Source organism: Desulfosporosinus sp. OT, assembly GCF_000224515.1.
GTDB lineage: Bacteria > Bacillota > Desulfitobacteriia > Desulfitobacteriales > Desulfitobacteriaceae > Desulfosporosinus.
Window position 1 is genome coordinate 1 of sequence record NZ_AGAF01000132.1, and the last position, 24,177, is coordinate 24,177.

21 protein-coding genes are annotated in these 24,177 nt (G+C 42.4%); all 21 read left to right on the forward strand.

Annotation, left to right across the window (positions count from 1 at the left end; all coding sequences use genetic code 11):
• The first annotated feature begins 175 nt into the window (after positions 1 to 175).
• The 21 genes from DOT_RS12205 (at position 176) to DOT_RS27805 (ending at position 23,695) form a co-directional block, all read left to right on the forward strand.
• A complete protein-coding gene (locus DOT_RS12205) occupies positions 176 to 703 on the forward strand; it encodes a DUF4320 family protein (RefSeq protein WP_242833828.1) in 528 nt (175 codons plus the stop codon).
• Positions 704 to 735: 32 nt separating this feature from the next.
• Positions 736 to 1,206 (forward strand): hypothetical protein, encoded by a 471-nt coding sequence (locus DOT_RS12210; protein ID WP_009618886.1) that lies wholly within the window; start codon positions 736 to 738, stop codon positions 1,204 to 1,206.
• A 10-nt stretch (positions 1,207 to 1,216) separates the two neighbouring features.
• The gene (locus tag DOT_RS12215) at positions 1,217 to 4,381 is read left to right on the forward strand and encodes a hypothetical protein (protein ID WP_009618887.1); all 3,165 of its coding nucleotides are present in this window, start codon (positions 1,217 to 1,219) and stop codon (positions 4,379 to 4,381) included.
• A gap of 5 nt (positions 4,382 to 4,386) precedes the next feature.
• Positions 4,387 to 4,791 (forward strand): A24 family peptidase, encoded by a 405-nt coding sequence (locus tag DOT_RS12220; RefSeq protein WP_009618888.1) that lies wholly within the window; start codon positions 4,387 to 4,389, stop codon positions 4,789 to 4,791.
• Between the two features lie 63 nt (positions 4,792 to 4,854).
• Positions 4,855 to 5,301 carry a DUF6075 family protein gene (locus tag DOT_RS12225; protein ID WP_009618890.1) on the forward strand — a complete coding sequence of 149 codons (447 nt, stop codon included), beginning with the start codon at positions 4,855 to 4,857 and terminating at the stop codon, positions 5,299 to 5,301.
• Between the two features lie 69 nt (positions 5,302 to 5,370).
• The gene (locus DOT_RS12230; protein ID WP_009618891.1) at positions 5,371 to 5,628 is read left to right on the forward strand and encodes a DUF6870 family protein; all 258 of its coding nucleotides are present in this window, start codon (positions 5,371 to 5,373) and stop codon (positions 5,626 to 5,628) included.
• A 165-nt stretch (positions 5,629 to 5,793) separates the two neighbouring features.
• Positions 5,794 to 7,461, forward strand: coding sequence for a recombinase family protein (locus tag DOT_RS12235; RefSeq protein ID WP_009618892.1), 1,668 nt, complete (start codon positions 5,794 to 5,796; stop codon positions 7,459 to 7,461).
• Complete coding sequence (locus DOT_RS12240; protein ID WP_009618893.1) at positions 7,462 to 9,156, forward strand: recombinase family protein; 1,695 nt, start codon at positions 7,462 to 7,464, stop codon at positions 9,154 to 9,156.
• Positions 9,156 to 10,733 (forward strand): recombinase family protein, encoded by a 1,578-nt coding sequence (locus tag DOT_RS12245; protein WP_009618894.1) that lies wholly within the window; start codon positions 9,156 to 9,158, stop codon positions 10,731 to 10,733. The genes DOT_RS12240 and DOT_RS12245 overlap by 1 nt, the downstream gene beginning before the upstream one ends.
• A gap of 34 nt (positions 10,734 to 10,767) precedes the next feature.
• Positions 10,768 to 11,157 (forward strand): recombinase family protein, encoded by a 390-nt coding sequence (locus DOT_RS12250; protein WP_139024199.1) that lies wholly within the window; start codon positions 10,768 to 10,770, stop codon positions 11,155 to 11,157.
• Between the two features lie 234 nt (positions 11,158 to 11,391).
• Entirely contained in the window at positions 11,392 to 11,520 is a 129-nt protein-coding gene (locus DOT_RS32360) for a hypothetical protein (protein WP_009618896.1), read from the forward strand.
• A gap of 155 nt (positions 11,521 to 11,675) precedes the next feature.
• Positions 11,676 to 11,876, forward strand: coding sequence for a hypothetical protein (locus tag DOT_RS12255; protein ID WP_009618897.1), 201 nt, complete (start codon positions 11,676 to 11,678; stop codon positions 11,874 to 11,876).
• 7 nt (positions 11,877 to 11,883) lie between these two features.
• A complete protein-coding gene (locus DOT_RS12260; protein ID WP_009618898.1) occupies positions 11,884 to 12,843 on the forward strand; it encodes a hypothetical protein in 960 nt (319 codons plus the stop codon).
• Between the two features lie 5 nt (positions 12,844 to 12,848).
• Positions 12,849 to 13,328: a hypothetical protein gene (locus DOT_RS12265; RefSeq protein WP_050809874.1), complete on the forward strand. Its 480-nt coding sequence runs from the start codon at positions 12,849 to 12,851 to the stop codon at positions 13,326 to 13,328.
• Positions 13,321 to 15,378, forward strand: coding sequence for a hypothetical protein (locus DOT_RS12270; protein ID WP_009618900.1), 2,058 nt, complete (start codon positions 13,321 to 13,323; stop codon positions 15,376 to 15,378). The genes DOT_RS12265 and DOT_RS12270 overlap by 8 nt, the downstream gene beginning before the upstream one ends.
• Before the next feature lie 99 nt (positions 15,379 to 15,477).
• Positions 15,478 to 16,683 carry a PIN domain-containing protein gene (locus tag DOT_RS12275; protein WP_040412035.1) on the forward strand — a complete coding sequence of 402 codons (1,206 nt, stop codon included), beginning with the start codon at positions 15,478 to 15,480 and terminating at the stop codon, positions 16,681 to 16,683.
• 100 nt (positions 16,684 to 16,783) lie between these two features.
• Positions 16,784 to 21,178, forward strand: a complete 4,395-nt coding sequence (locus DOT_RS12280; protein ID WP_009618902.1) for a hypothetical protein — start codon at positions 16,784 to 16,786, stop codon at positions 21,176 to 21,178.
• A gap of 746 nt (positions 21,179 to 21,924) precedes the next feature.
• Positions 21,925 to 22,089, forward strand: a complete 165-nt coding sequence (locus DOT_RS12290) for a hypothetical protein (RefSeq protein ID WP_157998449.1) — start codon at positions 21,925 to 21,927, stop codon at positions 22,087 to 22,089.
• 170 nt (positions 22,090 to 22,259) lie between these two features.
• Entirely contained in the window at positions 22,260 to 22,661 is a 402-nt protein-coding gene (locus DOT_RS12295; RefSeq protein WP_009618905.1) for a hypothetical protein, read from the forward strand.
• 206 nt (positions 22,662 to 22,867) lie between these two features.
• A complete protein-coding gene (locus DOT_RS27800) occupies positions 22,868 to 23,245 on the forward strand; it encodes a hypothetical protein (protein WP_009618906.1) in 378 nt (125 codons plus the stop codon).
• A 15-nt stretch (positions 23,246 to 23,260) separates the two neighbouring features.
• The gene (locus DOT_RS27805) at positions 23,261 to 23,695 is read left to right on the forward strand and encodes a hypothetical protein (RefSeq protein ID WP_009618907.1); all 435 of its coding nucleotides are present in this window, start codon (positions 23,261 to 23,263) and stop codon (positions 23,693 to 23,695) included.
• Positions 23,696 to 24,177 lie beyond the last annotated feature (482 nt).

The following is a 24,177-nucleotide window of genomic DNA, read 5'->3' on the forward strand; positions in this document are numbered from 1 at the left end:
CGAGCTTGAAGGCAAGGAAGGTATTGACCAATCCATCCGGTGACCAAATGACGGGCTGGCTGATTGTGGTGCTGATCGTCGTAGTTGTGGGCGCAGTGTTTATGACGCTATACCAGGGATCGATTACCACTATCTGGAACAGCATCGTCAGCAAGATTACCGGCTTATTGAGCTGATGGCAGACGCAACAGGCATATCCGCTCATGCGGGAGGTGTGAAAAGTCAGATGAACAGGCAGTACCGGGGCATAGGGGGGAGATTTTCTCCCCTCTTGCCTTTATCTGACAGAAGGGGCAGCTCATACTACGACCTGATTATTAAGACCTTTATAATCATCACGTTGCTGGCGACAGTGCTGTCCTTCCTGAGCATTTTTACCACGTATTTGAACCTTAACCATATCTGCCGCCGGGTGGTCCGGGAGGTTGAACTGGAGGGGCAGGTATCGGATACCGTTTATGATGTGTTTTACAAGCTAAAAGAGCAGACCGGCCTGTCGCCGGAAATGACCATCGAAGATGTTGCTTACTGTGACGAGCAGAACCAAAAAATCCAGTTAAGGGATACTTTTACTGTGGATATGGAGTACAACCATGTATTCACCATTTTCAGACCTTCTTTCGCGCCACCCGTCCAGATTATCATACCCATGAAAGTGAGGATTGCAGGCATGTCGGAAAAATACTGGAAGGTTCCGGACTGACAACGAAAACTACAGGGGGGAGGCGTATTTGTGTGGCAAAAGCCCTGCGAATCCTAAAAAGTCAAAAAGGGGACACCCTATTTTTCATTTTTATCATCGTGTTTGTCATCCTGACCCTTTCAGCCATCATCATCGAATATTTCCGGCTCGAAAGCCTGTACCAGCAGGTGGAATATGAATTGCAGCGCGGGGTAAATTCAGCGGTGGAGTATGCCATCCTGGACGAATACCGCAGGGATGACACCGCAAAAATGGACACCGCCATCGCAGAGCAGGAGCTGTACTACTATTTTAACCAAAACATGAAGCTGGACCAGGAGCTTAACAAATACTCCGACAACAGGTTTGTGTACCAGCTTAAAATACGGACCTTCTCGGCTGCGGAAAGCCCGCCTCGCCTTACCATAGAGGGCTGGATTGGAACCCGCAGCATCTTCAACTTTTTAACGGGAGAAATACGGCTGCCCTTTACCATATCTAGCAGCAACTGCCGAATTGATTAAGGGGGTCCCAATGAAACGAAAAGCATTATTTACCCTGCCCTTTATGTTGCTGTGCTTTATGCTGCTGTCGGTAAATGCCTATGCCATGACGGACAGCGACATAGAGATAACGGTAACGGCTCCGGTAGACAGCCTGGCCAGCGAAAACGGAGTGGTTGCCGTGGAACAATTTCCCGCCCAGGTGAAAATCGACACCATCGCAAAGGTGGGTACAATAACGGATGTTCAAGCAACATACAAGGGTAAAACCCAGGCGATTTCGTCAGCCTGCATTTTAACCATAGAAGATAAAGCCGATTGTGGAGCGTACACCATCACCGCAAAAACGGACAAAGGTGCCGTCTTCACTGTTACGGCTAATGTAGTGTTCCAGGTAAGGGCCGTCTATGACATCCATTACCGCACTACAGCCATGAATATTCAGGAAATCTATGAGGGCGACAAGCTGATAAAGTCTTTCCCCACACCGCAGCGTATCCGGCTGGAAAACGCAAATACCGTTGCCGAGAATGAAAAGGAGCGAATAGCCGGGCTGATCGGCAGGAGCGACGGTAAAACATATACGCTAAAGGGCAGCCTAGTGGTGGAAATTCACAATTTTACAACGGGCAAAATTTATGGCTTCTATGACACGGACGAGAATTTTGACCGTCTCACCACCGGCTACGGCTGGACGCCCAAAGCCTTGATTGCCTTTGAAACTATGAGAAACACGGCGATTTCCTATCAGGCCCCCGTAAAGCTTGATCTCGAAGCTGCCTGGTGCGATGAAAAAAAGCAGGAGATTTACGGAAAGCTGTCGTCACAGGACAAGGGAGTACCGGAAGTTCTCTACCCTTACCAGACCACCGCCGTAACTTTTTCAAAGGAGGACATCCCCCTGTCCCGCAATTTTATTTACCTGGGGCTGGAATGGGATTACACCCCGGAGGCTGCTGGGTATGCTGACGGAGAAAGCAAGATCCAAACCAGCATTACCCAACAAATTAATTACAAAATTCCGGCAGCAGACTTCTATTTTAAATTCAAAAAGCAGGACGCCGCCGACCTTTCGGTTGTGATTAACGCTCCTGCCACGGTGTACCGGGGCGACAGCTATTCCTTTAACGTGACCTTTACCAACAGTGGAATCCAACCGGTCTATGACGTACCACTCAAAGGACAGGTGGATGACGACCTGATGAAAGAAATTCCTGAAATGCAAGACTTCTCACCCAATGAGAGCAAAACCTACACCATCCGGCACAAGGCCGACACCTCTGCCGATGTGATACACCTGTGGGCCAATATCGGCGTGCCGGAGGGCTTCATCGATGATAATCTTTCCAACAACACGGCCACGACGGACATCCGAGTGGTTGAGAAATCTGCACCGGAGCGTTCAAAAACCCTTGAACCCAAAGACAACCCGCAGCAACCTGATAACCCCGTCCCACCGGAGGATACCCCTCCCGTCTCTCCAGAGCTGTGCGATCTATCCGCAAGTATTCTTGCGCCGCCTACAGTGTATGAGCATCAGAGCTACAGCTTTACCGTAAGCTTTACCAACCAATCCGGCACGGAACTGAAAAATGCAGTATTGCAGGGGACAAACAACGAGGCCGCTTTGATGCAAATTCTCAAAACTTGTGACTTCAGACCCCAGGAAACAAAATCGTTCACTATCACAGCTACGGCGGGAAGCAAGGGTGAAGTATATAACTTGTGGGCCAATATTGGAGCGCCGGACGGTTTCCGGGATGAAAACCCGGTCAACAACACCGCCGTTTCAAAAATAACGGTGGTGGCAAAATCCTCCGGCGACCCGACAGACCCCGGCAATCCACCCGACAACCCCGATAACCCATCGGACAATCCCGATAATCCTAACAATCCACCGGACGGTCCTGTCACCCCTGATAATCCGCCCGACAATCCCGATAATCCAACTGACCCGGAGGTGCCTGCGAAAATGCCATGTGACGTATGGACAAACCTTTCCAGTCCGCCTATGGTCTATGAGCAGGAGGAATACAGCTTTACCGTGTATTTTGCCAATTCCACAGACAAAGCGCTGTCAGGAGTGAGGTTAGACGCTTCCATCAACGGCAGCCCGGTTTCAACTGTGCCGTCCCAGGCGGATTTTAAAGCCTATGAGAAAAAGGTGTTCCTTGTTAAAGCCACAGCGGGAGAAAAAGGGGCAACTATCCATCTGTCAGCGCAGATAATACCGCCTGCGGAATACGGGGATACCAACCCAGGCAACAATCTGGTTACAGCGGAGATTATGGTATTGGAACGTCCCTATGACCTGGATGTGCAGCGCATCACGCCCGACCAGTACAAGGAGCAGCAGACGGTCATTACGACCATCAAGGTATCCAACAAGGGAAGCCAGGACTTTACACCCGGAAAACAGGTCATTGTCCTGTTGGAAATCCCCGAACTTGCTTTGTCGAAGCGTGTGGATGCCGTTGTTATGGAACAAGACACCTGGAACGTTGTGGCGGTTAAATGGGATACTCCGAGCGTTCAGGCCGATAAAAACATTACCCTGATTGCCACCATCAACCCTGACCGGACTTTGAACAATGAAAGTTCCACCACCAACAACACCTATACCCAACGGGCCGTCATCAAAAACGTGACCTATGATGAGCCGGAAGAAAGTAGAACCATCCCGGCGCCGCCGCAAAGAAGCGACCAGCCGAAAGTCACCTGGTGGGAGCAACGTTATGAAAACGGTCAATTTGTATGGAGGCACTTTTACGCAGAATTGAAAGTCACCGCCACGCTGGACTATGACACGAAGGCAAAGGGCTATCTCAAGTCGGGCTATGGCTTTTCCATCAGCGTCACGACCACCGTGGACACCAATTATGACAGGACGGAGCTGATTACCGTCCCGCAGACGGCGGAGGTATACCTGCCGCAGTACCGCTATGAAACAGCTATCCCTCTGATGACCGACGGCACGAATCATTTTACCTTCCGGGAAAACCCAAGCTCACCCTTTAAATATAAGAAGCAGTACGTGCCGGTGTGGTTCCCGGACAACAAGGACTACATTGTGCAGCTTCTGGTCACCGACATGCATACGCCTGGAGGAACGCTGTCCAAATGGATTACCGGTGGGGAGCTTGAACTATTCATAGTAGACAATATGTATTCTGATGATGTCACCACAGGGAGTTGATGAATATGCTGTTTTGCGCCGTTCCTATCCTTTGGGCGGCAGTAACGGACTTTAGAAAGCGGATCATCCCCGATTGGACATGGATTGCGGTCCTTCTGATCGGCGGTGTATCCGCTTTTCTTTTTAATACGCCGTATATTCCCCTGCTGGAAAGGATTTTAGGACTTCTGCTGCCCGGCGTGAGCCTGTTGTTTTTTGCCGTCAAATATGGCGGCGTCGGAGGCGGCGATATCAAGCTGACGGCGGCAATGGGCTTTAGTTTCGGGCTGTGTGGTCTTGTAGTCATCCTCTTTTTCGCGCTTCTTCCCGCCTGTATCTACGCAAAAGCGACAAAGCAAAAGAGCGTACCCCTGGCCGTATTTTTGTGTGTCGGCTTTTTCGCCTATGTCAGTCTTTCCCTTTTCTCATAAAACAATGTTTTTCAAAGTATGATGGGTGTTGCCGACAGCAGCATTCACAAGGAGGAAGCTTTTATGACGTTTTTTCACGATGAAGCCCACCGCCAGAATGTTTTGCACTGCCTGCGGAAGAAAAACCGGATTTATCCCGACGGAAAGGCCGACAACTATTACTTGTCAGCCTTATATATTTTGCTCTCCACGAAGAACAACCTGAATAAAAAGACCCGCCGCTTTATTGATGGTGAGGGTATCGAATTTGAAAAAATGCTGTCCGCCCAGGATTTTCCCAGCAGCGAAATAAAGCTCATCAAGCTGGCGGCCAATCTTTTTAACGGTTCTATGGAGGTTTCTCCTTCGGAACTGATAAACACGCTGGATGATGAAAACTTTGAGCTGGCGCTGCAAGCCATTTTTTTCAGACGTACCGGCTGCCATGTCCGGGATTTGCTTCCTGCGGTGGAGGCGGTTCCTGAACTGGAACAGGAAGACGAAGACGAAGAAGAAATGTATATGTTCTAAAGCCTTAATGTCTAAATTGCCAATAGAAAAGACGAACGACTTTTTACGCTGAAAAGAAAGGGGTAAGAAATGGACAATGTATCGAAGCTTGATCTAGAGGCTATGCGAAATGTTGATATACGCACGGTTGATCCGGCTACGCTGGTGGATATCTGCGCTGTGAAAATAGACCAAAATCTGCCCCAATCCGAAAGGATCAGGGACTTTATCCGTCAAATCAAAAATCCTTACTGCTACAAATGCGGCAAGGCGATTGTCAAGGTAAGCTTTTCGGATACCACTGCGACATTGGAAGACCGGCTGGAGCATTATTTAAAATCATTGTAGGAGCCTGAAATGAAAATTTGCAATTTGATGGCAAAGCTTTTGGAATTCAATCTGGACGCGTGGTTAGATTTATGCTATCATCAAGCATAAATAGGCACTAAATCGGTGGCGCCCGGTTGTTGAAAGTTTTTGCTGATGAACTTCAACAATCAGGAGGCTGCCATTATGGAAAACTTAACTGGCAATAAGATTTTCAATGCTGCGATCTATGTCCGCCTTTCCAAAGAGGACGGCGACAAGGTTGAGAGCGACAGCATTGTAAACCAAAAAGATTTGATCCGGGATTACCTGAAAGGTATGCCGGATATTTGTGTTTGCTCGGAACGGGTGGACGATGGTTATTCCGGTGTGAATTTTGAACGTCCCGACTTTCAGAAAATGATGGAAGAAGTAAGGGCAGGAAAAATCAACTGCATCATCGTCAAGGACCTGTCCCGTTTCGGCAGGAACTTTGTGGAGGCCGGGCGGTATATCGATCAGATATTCCCCTTCCTCGGCGTGCGTTTTATTGCCATCAACGATGGCTATGACAGCTTTTGCGGCAAGTCGTCCTCCGACAAGATACTGATTCCATTTAAGAATTTGGTAAACGACGCCTATTGCCGCGACATATCGGTCAAAATCAGGAGCCAGCTTGAAATCAAACGCAAAAAAGGCGATTTCATCGGCTCCTTTGCCGTATACGGATACCTGAAGGCACCGGACGACCGGCACAGGCTGATGGTGGATGAATATGCTTCTACGGTTGTGCAGGATATTTTCAAATGGAAGCTGCAAGGCATCAGCCAGCAACGTATGGCCGACAGACTCAATGAAATGGGGATACTGTCCCCTATGGAATACAAACGCTCCTGCGGGATGAAATACAAAAGCGGATTTCAAACCAACCCCAAGGCTAAATGGACTGCCGTTTCGGTAGGGCGCATCCTGCGCAATGAATTTTATATTGGAACACTGGTGCAGGGCAAACGGAGCACCCCCAACCACAAAATCCGGACACAGATACTAAAGCCCCAGGAAGATTGGATACGGGTGGAAAACAGCCACGAGGCCATCATTGCCCCGGAGGATTTTCGGGCAGTCAACCGCTTGCTCCTGCGGGATACGCGGGTCGCACCAGCCGAGGAAACGGTCTATCTGTTCAGCGGTCTGATTTTCTGTGGGGACTGTCGCCGGAATATGGTGCGCAACGGCGTTTGCCAAAACGGGAAAACCTATACCTACTACATGTGTGGCAGCAACCGAAAATCAAAGGAATGCACTGCCCATCGCATCAGGGAAAAAACGGTGGAACAGGCTGTATTCCAATCGCTGAAAACCCATATTGAAAACATCATCAATGTAGAGCGTATTCTGCACTATATTAATACCCTGCCCTTTCAGCAGAACGAAGTCAAAAAGATCGACGCCCAGCTTATCAAAAACCGGGAAGAAATCGAACGCTGCAATTTACTTAAGGCAAGCCTGTATGAATCCATGATCAGCGGTGTACACAGCAAGGCCGAGTATCTGGAAATGAAAGAAATGTACGAAGGCAGACGGAAGGACGCCTTAGCCGCCGAAGCACGGCTCCAGAAGGAAATCGACGCCATCCTGGGCTTTCAGGGCGACAAATGCCAATGGATCGAGCGGTTTAAACAGTACAGGGACATTACTGAGCTGACAAGGGTAATCGTCGTAACACTCATTGACAAAATCCTGGTCCATGAGGGGATGCGCGTTGATATTCACTTCAAGTATCAGTATGATTTTGACCGGATGGTGGAAACCATCGGGAATGTAAACCGGATACAGCCCATTCCCATGCTCCTGCCGACAAGGGAGGCGATGTAAATGGCGAGAAAAAGCAGAGTATCCGCTATTGCCGCCGACACCATGCCTGTGCAGCAGCTTGAAAAAGTCTTTAGCACGGGGATCTACGCGCGTCTTTCGGTGGAGGACAACAACCGCAAAGAGGACAGCGATTCCATCGAAATGCAGAAGTATATGCTGCAAAAATATGTTAATGGGCAGCCGGACATGCAGATATACTCCCTTTACTGCGATAACGGACGAACCGGAACCAACTTTGAACGCCCCGAATTTGAACGGCTGATGGACGACGTGAGAGCCGGAAAAGTGGATTGCATTGTGGTGAAGGATTTGTCCCGTCTCGGCAGGAATTACATTGAAACCGGCCACTATATGGAAAAGATATTCCCGTTTCTCGGTGTGCGCTTCATTGCCGTGAACGACGGCTACGACAGCCTGACCGGTCAAAACGGGAACGACCTTATCGTTTCGCTGAAAAACCTGATCAACGATATTTATGCCAAGGACATTTCTAAGAAATCCGGTTCAGCGTTAGCGGTGAAGCAAAGAAACGGCGAATTTATCGGGGCCTATCCTCCCTATGGCTACCTGAAAGATAAAGATGACAATCATAGGCTGGTGCCCGACCCCAATACGGCCCACATTGCCCGTCAGATATTCCTCTGGAAAGCGGAAGGCCTAGGAATCAACATCATTGCTCGAAGGCTCAACGAAATGGGTGCGCCATCCCCGGCGAAATATCGTTATCTGTCTGGTATTTTAAAGAAAGAACCTACCGGGAGCGGCGCCATCTGGCAGGGACAGAGCATCAAGCTGATAACCTCCAATTTGATGTATGCGGGGCACATGGCGCAGGGGAAAAGCAGAAAATCCCTGTATGACGGGCAGCCGACCAGCATGATTCCGCAGTCTGATTGGGTCGTTGTAAGGGATACCCATGAGCCCATCATTGACGAGGACACCTTTGGCAAAGTGCAAAAAATCAAAGAAGAACAGAACCGCCTGCGCGTTTCCCTGAACGGGAAATATGCGGACATCTCTAATAAAGAAAACGTGTTCAGGGGCCTGCTTTACTGTGACGACTGCAAAACCAAAATGGTGCGGTACAAGGATGTTTCCAAGGCCGGCTCGGTATGCTACCGCTTTATCTGCCGGGTGTATGCCCAAAACCTTTCCCTGATCTGTACCAATAAATCGGTACGTGAGGATAAGCTGTTTGAATCGGTACATGCCGCCATTCAAAGCCAGATCGACCTATCGGTGGATATGGAAAGGATGCTGGAAAGGCTCAACCGGCAGGAGGATTTTCAAACATCGCAAAAAGAAGTTGAAGAAAAAATCAGCGTCACGCGTCGAAAGTTGAAACGCATCACCTTCCTGAAAGGTTCGCTGTTTGAATCCTACACAGACCATCTGCTGTCGGAGGATGAATACTTGTATTCTAAAAAAAGCTACGATGAGGATATCGAACGTCTGCAAACCGAGCTTAATGCTTTGGAACGGGAAAGCATGAACTATGAAAAAACCCTGACCCCTCAAAACGAGTGGATTCAGGCGTTTCAAAAATACAAGGACAAAACGTCCATTACCAGAGAAATGGCCTTGGAGCTGATACAGTGCATTTGGGTATCTGGCTACAACAGCATCGAAATCGTCTGGAACTACGGCGACGAATACAATAAAATCCTTCCTTATAAAGAGGGGGCGTGTCTGTAATGTCTAAAAAAGCAGCCCTCTATATCCGCCTTTCCTCAGAGGATGAAAATGAAGGCGAAAGCAACAGCATCAAGAACCAAAGGGATTTACTCCGCAGCTACCTTGCTGACCATGTAGAATTTGCGCAGTATGAGATCCTCGAATTTTGCGACGACGGATTTTCCGGCACCAATTTTGACCGTCCTGCCATAAAGCGGCTTCTTGACAGGGTAAAACGAAAGGAAATTCACTGCATCCTTGTTAAAGACTTTTCCCGTTTCGGCAGAAATTTTCTGGAAGTATGCGACTACTTGGATCAAATATTCCCTTTTCTCCGTGTCCGGTTTATTGCTGTGAACGAAAATTACGACAGCAGCAAGAGCAACGGAAGCTCTATCGGAATGGATGTGGCGTTTAAAACGCTGATCTATGAGCTTTACAGCCGGGATATCTCCGAGAAAATCCGCAGCGTTCAGCAGGCGAAATTCAAAAAAGGCGAATACCTGTGCGCCATTGCCTTTTACGGCTATGCAAGGTCAAAAGAGAAGAAAAACAGCCTTGTGGTGGACGAACCGGCTGCAGCTGTGGTCAGAAGGATTTTTCAGATGGCCTACGAGGGTGTTCCTTCTATGGAGATTGCCCTAACACTGAATAAGGAAAAAGTGCCATCCCCGCTAATGTACCGCAGGGGAAATCATACCGACAAAGGCCGGGGTTGGAGGGTTGCCGGAGAACAAACGGTATGGACGTCGGTGGCCATCAGGCGGATACTATACGATGAACGATACACCGGAAAGCTGGTCAGCCGCAAGAGGACAAAGGTGGACATTTCCCTTAAAAAAACCGTGACACTGCCGAAAAGCGAGTGGATAATCGTGCCAGGCACCCATGAGGCCATTGTATCCGAGGAAATGTTCCAAAAGGTGCAGTCTAAATCCAAAACAAGAATCATACCTGGCTGGACAAATCAGCCGAAGCATATTTTTTACGGGAAACTGAAATGCGCTCACTGCAATCATAGCCTGCAAAGAAACCTGCTTCGCAAGGAATATTTCTATCGTTGTGAAGCAGGAATGGCTGCTCAGAACGAGCAATGCCAATCGGTAAAGCTCTCCGAGCAGACACTTACGCAAACGCTGCTGTCGGCCATAGACGCCCAAATCCGGCTTATCCAGTGCAGCCTTTCCAAAGAAGGCCGTTTGGAAAAAGCCGGCGATGCCATCACCAAGCTGCAAAAGCAGGTTAAGGAACAGCGTGCCATGCAGGACAAATGGAAGCTGGCTAAGATACTGGCTTATGAGGAATTCTGCGACGGGAAAATCCCGAAGGACAAATACCTGAAACGAAAAGAGGAATATTCGGAAAGCATATTGTCAGCGGAGGCTTTAATCCTCCAATGGGAGAAGGCGATTAATCAGGAAAACCTTCAAATCCAAGAAGATACTGAACTGCAAAACTGTCAAAGGTTTGCGTCTGCAACAGAGCTGACCAGGGAAATGCTGGATGAATTTATTCAAGTCATTCGCGTCTACAGCAATGGGGCGATAGAGATTGTCTGGAATTTTAAAGATTATAACAACACCTGTATCCCGCAATGAAAGCGGGATACAGGATAAAGGAGAAGATGATCAGGTGAAAAATCGGATAAAAAAGCAGGACAATCGAGCTTGGATATATTGCAGAGTAGCTCACCCAGATGACATGGCTTTGAAATTTCAACAGGAGCAGATGGCAGAATATGCGAGGAAACAAGACTGGGAGGTCGTTGGCATGACTGCCGAACAGGGAAGTGGCCTGGATTTTAACCGTAAGGGCTTAAAAGAAGTTATAGAAGCGGTTGAAGCTGAACGAGTAGACATCGTGCTGGCAAAAAGTGTTTGCCGGATTGGACGCGATGTATATAAGACCATGGAATGTGTGGAGTGGATGAACCAATATGGAGTGAAACTGATTACCGCCGACAATGGCGAGGTGAATTTTAAACCGGCTAATGATACTATAGGTTTTATGATGACAGTGTAAGAATTTTTGTAATGAACATTTGTGTAGAAAAGCTCCAATATAAGCATGCCCTATCGCTTGTATTGGAGCTTTTGTGCATAAAGGCTTTGCCTACAAATCTATATGTGACTTTTATCTGTAATTTCCGATAGATATTTTGCTTTTTCGGTGAATGCATTGTTTTATTCATTTTTCGATATATAATAAAATATACAAGATTTTCCTCCGGAAGATCGTTTTTGTGGACTATTTACTGTGAAAGAGGCAACCGAAAAATGGGGAATCAAAGCACGCCGGGCGCAGGTGTTATGCGCTCAAGATGAAATTCCCGGTGCTGTCCGTTTTGCCAACACCGACACTGGGCAATACCAATGGATGCAGTAAAACCTGAATCAAAATGCAATAAGAACTAAGAACAGGGTACACACGAATATAATTTTCTGTAGCCATATGTCTTGGTCCACAATGATCAAAGCTTGAAGAAATGAAGATCTTCTAATGATTTTCATGTGCGACGACAAGCTACAGGAGGTATCAATGTGTGGGAAAGAAAATGTTTATTTATTGGCGAAAAGCTATTCTTTATAAATAAAGAAGCTGTACTGTTGAAAATTTACAATCCATTGAGTCTGGCTAAAATTCAGTTAATCTCGGACAGATCAGAAATGATAGTTGATATAAAATGTCTGCAAAATGAGCCGGATTTGACAAACTCAATTCCTTTAGGCATTTGGAGGTAGTTAAAGCATGATTTTGAGTTTTATTAAGACTCCACTTACTGGAGATGCTTGGGAAGAATGGTGCGATGCATGCTATCGCATACGTTACCAAAGTGATAACTATCAAAAAATACCTGCTACATACAGGGGTGATGCTGGTATCGAAGGTTATACCCAAACAGGCATCGTGTATCAATGCTATTGCCATGAGCGTGAGTACAATGATGATGAGCTGTATGAGCATCAGCGCGATAAACTTACAAAAGATATAAACAAATTGGTAGATCAAACCTATAAACAGAGACTGAAAGACCTTGGAGTACCCACAATAAAACAGTGGCATTATGTGGTTCCTTTCTATAAGGATAATCGACTATTGCAACACGCCACAGCTAAACGGAATGAAATTCTTCGAGGGAAATCTGGCAAACCAAAAGAATATGATCATCTGGATGACAACTTTGTGATTGTGATTAAAGTAGCAGAAGATTTCAAGGTCGAGTTTTCAAAGATTATCCGAGAGACAATAACAGATACAAAGCTAAATACCGTTGTCAAAAGCTTTGACACTATACCTTGGGATAAGTGCCCTTCTGAAAAAGTACATAACATACAACGGAAAATCAAAGCTGTGATGAATCCTGTGAACGATGATGATGAAGACTTTAAGGATGTAGTTGGAGCATATGTCGCGTATTATATTAAGGGTATTGAGATTTTGCGGATGCTGCAGGCTGATTTTCCGGAAATATATGAGCACATTTATACGCTAGAGCGGTCATGTAAAAATGAGGTTAGTTTAAGGACAAAAATGAATCAAGATCGCTCACTCAACATGAGCATCTTTAATGAGATTTTAGGCGAATTTGAGCAAAAACTGAGTCGTGAATTTGACAAGTATTTTACTACATCATCGATAATGGAATTAAAACATGATATGGTTGGCGCGTGGTTAGCGGATTGTCCAATGGAATTTAGAAGAGGGTGATTTATATGGATAAGTTGTTTGACTCAGTTGATAAAATTCTATTTACTGATAGACCTGAGGCAGTACCTTATAATTATCGAATAAGTTATAAGGTTGCGCAGTTGTGCTTAATTCTAGCAAAGTCATGTGGACGTGGTGGATGCTCTATTCTAAAGCTGCACATGATCTCTTTAGCATTAACGTTTGAAAGTGACATGAATATACTAATCGACTTTGCAAATGATAGAACCCATGAATATACGCCTATTCGATTCGATCCCGCAGTAAATAGAGCTTTGAACTATGCATTGGGAGACAGTATGTTTGCACAACAGGCAAATGGATTATATCGCTTGACGGATAAAGGGAAAAAATTCGTTAGCAAAATAGACGAAGATATTGAGTTGATGGCACGAGAAAAAGAGCGACTTGATTCGCTTTCAAATAAACTCACAGAGGCTAAAATTAAGGAAATAATGTCTTTGTGGAGGTATTCGAATGCTTAAAATTAATAGATTAAAAATTGCGATACGTACTGCGGAACAAGATTTTGGCTTTGACCATACCTTCATGCAAGGCATTAATTTTATTGCTAGTGATGACAATACTTGTGGAAAGAGTTCAGTGATTGAGGGGATATACTACGCTCTCGGTTTTGAAGAGATAATAGGCGGCAGGGGCGAAAAGGTTCTGACGTCAGCGTATAAGAACTCCATTGAGTACAACGCAAAGACCTATAACACCCTTGAATCTGAAGTATACTTGGAAGTACATAACGGAACGGATATCATTACCTTGTATCGTACTGCAAAAATGGAAAATAGAGATTCACGCTTAGTTACTGTATACTTTGGTTGCCTTTCTGAGGTGGAAACAGGTTCTGTGGATTATGATAATATGTATGTACACATGCCCAATTCTGCAACTCGAGAAAAGGGATTTCACACATTTTTAGAGCGGTATTTGGGTTTGGAATTACCCTACGTTAATAATTACAGTGATTCGGAAAGCAAATTGTACTTACAACTGCTTTTTTCAAGTATGTTTATTGAACAAAAGCGTGGATGGGCAGACATATTTTCAGGAATGCCTAATCTAGGGATAAAAGAGGCTAAGCAGCGCACTGTTGAGTACATACTTAATCTTGATACTATTGACAATGAAAAGAAAAAGATAAGTTTGAAAGATAAAAAAAATGAGATTGAAAAATCTTGGAATGATATCGTACAGGCTCTCATTTCTGACAGCAGGTCTGCCCAGTGTATTATTTCAGGGTTTCCCAACTCACCTAGAATTCTTGAAGAAGCTGTACGAGCTAAGGTTTCCATAGAATACATCAATAGACAAGAGATAAACTCGTACATCTTAAACCTGAGAGATGAATTGAGTCGGCTTTCTTCGCTGAAACCTAAAATTGTAGATAATTTTGATGAGCTACAAGTTGAGCTTGATGAAACAGAGAAGCAAATCGATTTAATATCTAACAAAGTTAATGAAGCTAGAAGAAAGCTAAGCATGGAAGATGCAAGTATAAAAAGCCTTAGAGAGAGTTTAGATACTATCAAGATTGACATAGCTAATAATAAAGATGCCGCAAGACTAAAGAACCTTGGAGCAGACATAGGATCTGAAATAATAAAGGGTATTTGCCCTGTTTGCAATCAGGCAATTGCTGATACACTTTTACCTTTGGCCAATGAATTTCATATAATGAGTATTGATGAAAATATAAAACATCTAGTTGCTCAGAAAGAAATGTTTGAATTTGCACTGAACGGCCATTCCGAAGCTAAAGAGGAATTAAAGAATTCAATTTCTTATTTTGAGGGGAGTTTGTTTACCCTCAGAAGATTAGCTCTTTCTTTAAGAAGCGATCTTTATGCGGTAGACGAAGAATTATCCGAATCTATTGTCTATAAAAAACTTGAGTTAGCTAATGAGATACAAGAATTAGAGAAATTCAAAAATACAGTTGATAATTCTCTTGAAAAACTTACGGAGCTTTCAAAACGTTGGAAAAAATACTTAGACGAGAAGGAGCAACTTCCTAAAGAAAAATTTACATTAGAAGATAAGAAAAAGTTAAGTTCCTTTGAGAGCAATTTTAAAAATGATCTTAGGACATATGGATATAAAAGTGTCTCGAATATAGATGATATATCTATTTCACGAGATACTTATTTACCTGTAATCAATAATTTCGATATGAAATTTGATTCATCAGCTAGTGATAATATTCGAGCTATTTGGGCCTTTACGATGACGTTGCTTCAAACATCAAATACCCATCTTGGAAATCATCCAGGCACTTTGATATTTGATGAGCCCGATCAGCACAGTATCGTGATATCGAATATGAAGGCATTCTTCAAAGGAATAATTGATGTTGAGGGTTGGAAACAGGTCATTATCGGTATAACAATAAAGGATACGGATACGAGAATTGCGATCGAAAGCTTGGATGTCAAAAGTTACAACATGATAAAAATAAACGAAAAGGCATTTACTCAGATAATCAAAGTTCCTCCTTTAAATGACGCTGATGATCAATCGTAGCTAATTTTATAATTGAGAGTAATGCTTAATTAAGGGTAATATAAAATAATAGTAAGATCACACAATTAAAGAAAATACGAGTATGGAGTGGATAGCAGGGTGGGTTTAGATTTTCCTTTATATGTATTTTTAGATACCAATATCATTATGAAAACAGGTTTTAATTTCAATGGCGGAGCATTATTAAATTTGAAGAAGTATCATGATGCGGGCGTAATATTGGTTATAACAAACCAAATCATAGTGAATGAAGTCGAGAATAATATTAAACGACAGGTTAAAGAAGCAGCCTCTCGTGTTAAGAATTTTATTGAAAGGCTATATTGTATCACTGAATTAAGGCATTCAGATGAGTACAAAGGACTATTCCAAGATTTTAGGAAACAAAAATGGGAATTATTTATTGTTGACCAATGGAAAAATTATTTGAAAGAAACAGATTGCGTCGTCCTACAGAATGCCGATGTCAGTATCGAGTTGTTGTTAGATGACTATTTTAATGGCAGGGCCCCTTTTGAATCTCGACAAGAAAAGAAGTATGAATTTCCTGATGCAATTGTGATTAAGTCACTACTTAAATTTGCAGAAGAAAACCCAATCTCTACGGTTATTGTGGCGACCGAGGATCAAGGGTGGGAGAAAGCTCTGGAACATAGAAATAATATACATACTGTTAAGCAAATTAAAGATGTCTTGAGCTATATATCAAAAGAATATAAACCTGAAAATGTTGAGAAAATTCTTTTGTGCATCGCAGATGGCCACCAGCGAATAATTGAGTATATTGAAAGATATCTTCGAGATATGAATATAGATTTTCAAATGGATCATGGTGATATAGAAGATTTTAACATCAAAAGCATCAAAATAGCTATGGAGTCTATTGACTTTATTGAAGATGAAGATGCTTCTGTAACGGTTTTAGCAGCCGTCAAAGTTGTAATCAAATACTCGTTTTTTGATTATGAAAATTCCGTATATGACAAAGAAGATCGCTGCTATATATATTCCCATGAGGGGCGAGTTCGAGAGTTTCACGAGAGCCAATTAAGCATTACAGTTAATATGAAATCGGATGAATCGCAGAAAAGGTATTATATTGATGACATTGAAAGTGATGGGGACATGGTCTTAAATGAAGACACCTGCTGTGAAAGCGAACGATTAGATTCTTTGTATGAAGAAGAGCCTGATGAGTGGATTGGCGAAAAATTTTATGATACTTGCCCAGATTGTGGATGTAAGATTGGACACCTGAATGACGGTGGAAATGGTTTCTGTTTATCGTGCGCTCCGAATCATTAAAGATAGTATATTATTGAAAGTATTCATAATCTTGGGCTATAATACGAAGCAAATATAGAATAACGTTTTTGTTGGAATTGATTTTGGGAGGCATATATGGATGTCAACTCTAGAGAATAATGTCTATTCATTTTTGATTGAATATTTTCGTACTGGCAATCGAAATGCAATCGAAATTGTATCTCAAAATTCAGATGGAAAATCAGGGGCTTTAGTGTATTCTCTACATGTAAAACATGCCATTCCAAAAAATAGAGAAGGATATTATATTTTAAAACTTTCTGATACTAGAAGTATATGGTACGATTCATCTGATAATGAGGCGACTAAAAGCTCTAGGGCAGAACAACATGCGAATCAATTCGCTAGTCGCATTGCACATACCATAACAAGCAAAGAGATTGATGGTAAGCTGGTTCAGATTATCCACTACGCCCTGAATTCGCGGATTAATTCTGTTTGCGCCGAGAAACTTAAGCACGAAGCATTGTTGCCTGTGTTGGAAATGGTTTCTGAGGAACTATTGGCCAAATGGAATGTTGACTATATGTCCTGCGATGCGCAGAGTGAAAATGTACTTGCAAAATGGTTAAGTTACCGGCTAGAAAGTGAGAGCCCAGGACAAGGTAGCGTCTTTTTTAACCGCATATGCAGGCTTTTGGAAAGACCACAAGAGCCAGCTTTTCATTATGATGGACAATTTTATCCAAATCCTTTTTATTATGTTGAAAATTATAAAATCCTACAAGGGTTACTAGATGGAGAATTTTTAACAGGCAAGCTACATGCTGATTTACATTTGAAGAATTTGTTTATTTCCCAGTTTCGAAATACTACTGACTTTTGCCTAATTGATTTTGACACCTATCAGGACTGTAATTATCTTTTCTTCGACCATGCCTATCTTGAATTCAGTGTATTGCAAAGACTTTATGAAAAGAATCCTATTGACGATTGGATTTTACTTTTGCGTCATGGGGAGAAGCTTTCACCATTGGATATGGTTCGAAATGAAGAATATGAGTGTTTGCGCGGAGAGCAAGTAAGAAACAGCATTGCAAAAGGAATTGCAGTCTGGTCTAAATCTGAACGAAGCTCTACCGATGCTGTGCAACAGCAATTTTTGCTGGCAAAAGTTGCTGTTGGAATCAACTATTTGTGCAAGAAAAAAATAGAGGAGGATACTCTCTTAAAGAAAGCTCTTTTTTATGCGGCAATCCATTTAAATACCCTTTTTAATCTTACCAAGTACGATTGGAATAAAAAAGACGGTGGGCCCCTTAAGGATGAGGTGGGCGATGAGGAAGATATTTGGGATGCATGTGACGAGTTGCGCACACAGTATATAAAGGTATTACTCACTGATGATATAGGGGTGGATAGTTATGAGACTCTTTCTCCTATCACTGCAGTCAATTGGTCATTTATCGCAGACGTAGGTTGGAAGAATAGCTCAGATGATTTGTTCGGAAATATCTTACCAAAAATAAAAGCCAAACGAAATGTTTGTGTTTTGGACAAAAATAGCGATATTGCAGAACGCATTCAGGCAAATTCCTGTTTTTGGTTGGATGCTAAATACAGCGAAGAAGATTCGCTTTCTGGTTATGCCCGCGAATATCACAAAAAGGCACTACAGGCCATGAAAATATGTAGAATAGCGTCCCCTCTCAAGCCTATTTTGCTAATAGTAGCCTGTCAATCCAATCCGAAAATTGTTAGCAGATATCTACAATGGTTTTTTGAAGATGGCGTTTTCGATAGCAACATGAGGGCTGTTTTTATGGGAAAAGAGCTTGACGATGATATTGCAAAGGAATTCGATACACTCAAAATTCCATATCGCTTCTTCCGTGGTCGTACTCTAATAGATATGGCAAATGTTTTTAAAAGCCATGGCATCGTAAACAGTAATGCTGTGTCGACTATAAAACGCTCTATTCCAGGCAAACAGAGGAACATTCCGATTGGCGATTTGGATCTTGCTTATTGGAATGGTAGTCTTGATGTCGTATATACAGGCATTGAAGGTGAAAGATCAGACTACGATTATGGGCGATCATTTTATAGGGGGAACGAGATTACTTGGGCAGACCTTGCAAATAATGTTGATATTATTATGAACGTGAGCACTAGACCTGACAACAAAGATAACTATGAGCAGGTGCTGTTTAGAATCAAAGACAAGTTAGATAAAAATGAAGTGGATGTTGAATATCTATTCCACGGGGCAGGTGCTGGAGGTACCACTTATGCACGACGGTTGTTATGGGATTTAAAAGATGCCTATCCATGCACCGTTATCAAAAAATACTCTAGCGAGACGGAAAATATTTTATGTGACATCTATAGGAAAACAGGTCAACCAGTCTTTGTAATTGCAGAGATTGGAGCATCTGTTATTTCTGAGGATGATGTCTATCTAATGGCTAATCAGATTAATAAAAACAGTTGCCGCGCACTTATTCTTTGTGTCATGCGCAATGGTAATTATCAAATGTCAGTGGATACTGAAAAACGGAAAGTGTTGTTAAATCTTCCGACGGATATGCATTCGCATTTGGCAAAATTATTTTTAGAGAAATACGCACCGCTTGCAAAGGATCAAAACTGCGTGCGTGCATTGGGAAGTATTACGAATGATCAATCGATGAGGGAGCAAAAATGTCCATTTTTCTATGGATTCTACGCACTGCAAGACGAATATATCGGAGTAAATGATTTTCTCGAAAAAATATTAAATGCCTGCTCTGATGAATGTCGTAACCTGTTAGCTGATCTATGTATTGTCACATGCTATTCACAAACTCTAACCATTCCTTATACAGAGGTAATGGTGCGCCTTGGTTTATCGTTTGACAAAGCTTGGCGCATATCTACCATATTAGGTAGCAGTGTGCTGCGGATTCTTTCCTCACGAGAAGAAGGATATCGGATTTGTGACCAACTGATTGCAAGGAAATTACTTGAAATCAATTTCCCTGTAGAACAAAATGAACGTATCTATAGTGCACTTATTGGATTTATCGACCATAAACATACTATTTATGGAGCAGAGGAAAGCTACACAAATGAAGCGTTTAAAGAAATTCTAATTACTCGCAATGATATTAACAACGAGCGTCCCATATTTTCTGATGCTATCACCGATGTCGGGAAAAGAGATTTGCAAAAAAATATTTTTACATACTTAATCAAGTTATATCCTAAAAATCCTTATTATTACAATCATTTAGGACGTCTGTATGCAAATTCATACGGTTATCCCGAAGCTATAGACAATTTGGAGAAAGCTATTCGGGTAGCCCAAGAGAGTGATAGGGAGACAGCCTCTCATAACACGACGCTTGGTTGGATTTATTATAGGCAAGTGGATAACTGGTTGAAAATAAATATTACAAAAACCAATCGACAAAGCAAGAAACTATCAGATGTTTTTAATGCAATAGAAAGTAATTTCAATAAAGCATGTGATGCATTCCAAATGGCAAGGGATGAAAATAAGTTTTCTACATATTCTTATGTCCCTCAAATCAACATGATCACAAAGGTTCTAAATAGAATTGTTCAGTGTTTTGGTGAAATCAAGATGCTTTTGAATAATGAACAGTTTAGTGAATGGTACGACGAAAATATTGGACTGGCAATAAGACTATACCAGGAGATGGGTGACAATTGTGGCGAGGAACAATTCGCATTGTTTCGTGAGTCATGTTTGAACCATATTCTTGAAGCACAGCACGACATTGAAGCACTACGTCGAAAACAGCGTGCGGTACGCTCCACAAAGACTCAAATGGGGCTGAATCGTGCGATATCTTCTTTGATACTTGCTACAAACAAATTTGATATGGGTAGCATCAAACCTGATGAGATTGCAGAAATTGAAAAGCTGATGTATGTTAATATTCAAAGTGGCACAGCTCTTGACTCGGACGTTTTTACATGGTTTAATGCTTATCGGCGACTTCCCACTTTCGATATCCCGCGTTCAATAGACATTCTGAAAGACAGTCTCCAAGAGAGTCACAAAAAGTATTATTATTTGTTTATGCTGTATTTCTTACTATATGAAAAAGGACTAGTTGGGAGTAATGTTTTTGATGTAAATTTAACACAATGCCAAAACTACTCAAGAAAAGCATACGGACTAAAGACCGCAAAAGTATTGGATGCTTATTTTTCTCATGTGGAAGGCTGCTCAGTTTTACCGATGACGGACTTGAAGCGAGACCAAGGTGAATGGGATACCTCTCCACTTAAGGCCTTTACAGGTAAAATAAAAATTGTCAAGGGTAACACTGAGGGAAGGGCAAGTATAGATGGGCTTGATATGGATGTTTTTTTTGCTCCGATTGTATACTCTAGGAACCAGTTCAGCAATCAGATGCAAAGAATATATTACAGTCCGGCAGACGAAGGAGGGAAGGTATCATTTAAGCTTATGTTTAGCTTGGATGGGCTTAAAGCATGGAGTGTTGAACGTATGCAATGATTCTTAGCCATCACAAACCGAGACGAATTTTTGATGACTCATATCTGTTAACATTAACAATTATTCAAGACGTTATATAAGTCATTATTAGCTGTTAATTATGAAACACATACACATAAGATGGTTTGAACTATCCATATACAGCGATTTCATTTTTTTCTTGAGCGACTTTATATTGAGTTTATTGGTACGATTATCCTACAACGACTTTCCCGTGACATCAAAAGATTTCATGGAAAAGTCATTTATTTTTTATGTAAGATTTGACACAGGCTAATGATAGAGTTACAGAGGACATAAATAGAATAGCTTAAATTTCTAGATGTTTTTATAAAGAAGACTCTATATTTAGGATTTATATTTCAATATAATCTTGAATAATGAATTTACCCTGCTATGATGATTATAAAATGATCTAGGAGCATGTTATGTTTAATCATTCAGGAAATTACGAATTTCAGATATCCAGAAAATACGATTCAAGGAGTTATTATACTTTTAAAAAATAATGGTACTCGGTAAGGCATCCAAGAATGCTATGCTTGTGTATAAGTATATTGAAAAAAATCCCATAATAAAGATACCATCCGTCGCCAATGAATTAGGCTATTCTTTTAATACGGTGGCCAAAGTCGTAGAAGCAATGGTTGGTTGTGGAATATTGAAACAGGCGAACAACCAATCAAGGCACCGACATTTTATATATGAGGATTACGTAAAGATATTTGATATGGTATAGAAAAACAGTGGATATGACATTGACGACCATTTTGCTGAGGTCAGCAAAATGGTTGAAGCCGGTGTATCTTATTTCTGAGCCGCAAAGGGATAATGAAACTCTCACCAAGGTCATTGATTTAGTTAATGAGAAATACGGTGAAAAGAGTATCACAAGGGCACGACTGTTGTAACTAAAATATTTCAAAGGGGTAGTCAGTTTGTCCCATTCTAGTAACCTTCTCAAAAAAGCAGTACAAACACCCGGCGGCCTTAATAGAATGGGTGTTTTAGGTGAGGTGGGGAATACGAACCAAGGAACTGCCTTTTAAGAATTCTGTAAATGGTTTAAGTGGGTTATAATATGTGTAGGGTTGCAGGCAAGTTAGAGAAAGGAAAAGGTCATCAAGATATGAAGCCAGTCAGCCTGAAAGAAATTGTCGACAGGCTGGATTTCCTCATGGATGAATGGAAATATTATTTGAACAAAAAGACAGGTGATATCGTCGAAATCCAAATGGAGTATTTAAGCATTGCCGAAGAATCCGAAGATGATAATGATTTTAGTGAATATGAGGACTGGGAGCAAGATGCTATTCGCGAGGCAGTGGACGTGGTGGAAAACTGGAACGATTATGTTGAACTACCCGATCGGGAAGAAGTTAACGAATATCGGATTATGGAAAACTTTTGCTATTCTCAAGAAGATGACAAACTGCGAAATAAGCTGTGTCACTCAATATATGATTTTCCTATGACCGTGTAATTAGTCGAAAAGGACAGCAAGTGATATCAATTGGTTCATGATTATACTTGTGGTTTAATTAATAATCTTTAAATTGCAAATGATCGTTCTGAGTGTCCTACAGGAAGGAGAAAAGCAACGTGAACCAAGCAAAACCGACCAGAGAAGAATGGAACTCATTATACCAAGCCGCAGTAGATTTCAAACGCTCGGCCTGTTGGTAATGGATGTTTGAAGATGATATTTTTGGGGTGGTAGACCCTGAAACAGGGGAAACTGCCTATTGCTGCATCATGGGCAATGGTGGAGAGCATTTTGCCGTTGCTGGATATCTCGGGACTGAGGGCTTAAGCGGGATACTCGGACTGCTATCCGGAGAAATCGACACAGAGAGTTCCGAAAGCATGTTTATCCAAAAGTGTCTGATGTGTTCTTTTGAAGACAGATCATTTCTATCGGCGGAAGATTTAAAAAATATCAAAGAAATGGGATTGAAATTCCGTGGTAGAAATGAATGGCCGCTTTTCAGATATCATGAGCCGGGTTTTGCACCCTGGTTTCTCAGTGCGACCCAATGCCGTTTTCTAACACTTATTTTGAGATAAGCTTTGGAGGTGGCTTTGTGTTGCCGGAACAGCAAGGAGATTCTAGATCATGAAGCACCTTTTACTTTCTTAATAAGAGTTTGCCGGAAATCTGGGGAATGGGTAGACCAATATATAACGGCAGAGCCTGACGAGCCGGAGTTCGTTTCCTTCCATATCCAGGATAGGCCTTACTTCCCGAAAGTAGGTGTACTCCTTGACCATCACAGCGGTCTGGTCGTTTCCTTCGAAATGATGAAGGACATTCAGGAAGAAGGATACAAGTGTATAGACAGGTTTGTAGACTATGTCGAACAAAATATGCCAACTAAGTTGCTTGTAGCAAGAGTGGAAACCTATTATCTTTACTTGGATGTGTGCAAACAGCGTGGGTTACCGATTGAGATGGTTGAACAACTCGAATATGCCAAGGGATTTCGCAACGGAGTGTTTGATCAGTTTGTGGACTGACAGCGAGCGGTGAAGAGGACAAATCTTTTATTAGCAGCAATCATAATCTCTTATGCATCCATGCCATAGGAAGGGCCAAACCGCTTGGCCTTGGAAGTGAGAGAATGACAGAGGCAAAAATTGTTCAGCCATTTTTCTTACTTGTTCCAGTTTGAATTGTGTTATAATGGAAATAATCAGTGACTTGCACCATCGCAATGAGCAACACATAGAATTGAAAAATAATTCAATTGTGGAATGATTAAAAAAGGTTAAAAGGATGGTGAAAAATTATGAATCAGATAGCGATAAACATGTATCTGCCTGAGGATGTGTTATTGGAGATAAACGCACTGCACAGCACATTATAAAACTTTGGTAATAACAACGACTATTCTATCAATAGTAAAAGAAGATCGCTTTATGCATAGCTGACCATCTGCAATTATCGGAAATGTTGCGGGAGGTCATTTATTTTTTATGTAAGAGTTGACACAGGCTAA

Bases quoted from the DNA above. Each gene is read 5' to 3' on its own strand.
- DOT_RS12220 (WP_009618888.1), top strand. From the start codon at position 4,387: ATGCTGTTTTGCGCCGTTCCTATCCTTTGGGCGGCAGTAACGGACTTT.
- DOT_RS27800 (WP_009618906.1), top strand. From the start codon at position 22,868: ATGTTTGAAGATGATATTTTTGGGGTGGTAGACCCTGAAACAGGGGAA.
- DOT_RS12265 (WP_050809874.1), top strand. From the start codon at position 12,849: ATGGATAAGTTGTTTGACTCAGTTGATAAAATTCTATTTACTGATAGA.
- DOT_RS12230 (WP_009618891.1), top strand. From the start codon at position 5,371: ATGGACAATGTATCGAAGCTTGATCTAGAGGCTATGCGAAATGTTGAT.
- DOT_RS12205 (WP_242833828.1), top strand. From the start codon at position 176: ATGGCAGACGCAACAGGCATATCCGCTCATGCGGGAGGTGTGAAAAGT.
- DOT_RS12260 (WP_009618898.1), top strand. From the start codon at position 11,884: ATGATTTTGAGTTTTATTAAGACTCCACTTACTGGAGATGCTTGGGAA.
- DOT_RS12215 (WP_009618887.1), top strand. From the start codon at position 1,217: ATGAAACGAAAAGCATTATTTACCCTGCCCTTTATGTTGCTGTGCTTT.
- DOT_RS12245 (WP_009618894.1), top strand. From the start codon at position 9,156: ATGTCTAAAAAAGCAGCCCTCTATATCCGCCTTTCCTCAGAGGATGAA.
- DOT_RS12235 (WP_009618892.1), top strand. From the start codon at position 5,794: ATGGAAAACTTAACTGGCAATAAGATTTTCAATGCTGCGATCTATGTC.
- DOT_RS12295 (WP_009618905.1), top strand. From the start codon at position 22,260: ATGTGTAGGGTTGCAGGCAAGTTAGAGAAAGGAAAAGGTCATCAAGAT.
- DOT_RS12280 (WP_009618902.1), top strand. From the start codon at position 16,784: ATGTCAACTCTAGAGAATAATGTCTATTCATTTTTGATTGAATATTTT.
- DOT_RS12240 (WP_009618893.1), top strand. From the start codon at position 7,462: ATGGCGAGAAAAAGCAGAGTATCCGCTATTGCCGCCGACACCATGCCT.
- DOT_RS12270 (WP_009618900.1), top strand. From the start codon at position 13,321: ATGCTTAAAATTAATAGATTAAAAATTGCGATACGTACTGCGGAACAA.
- DOT_RS12225 (WP_009618890.1), top strand. From the start codon at position 4,855: ATGACGTTTTTTCACGATGAAGCCCACCGCCAGAATGTTTTGCACTGC.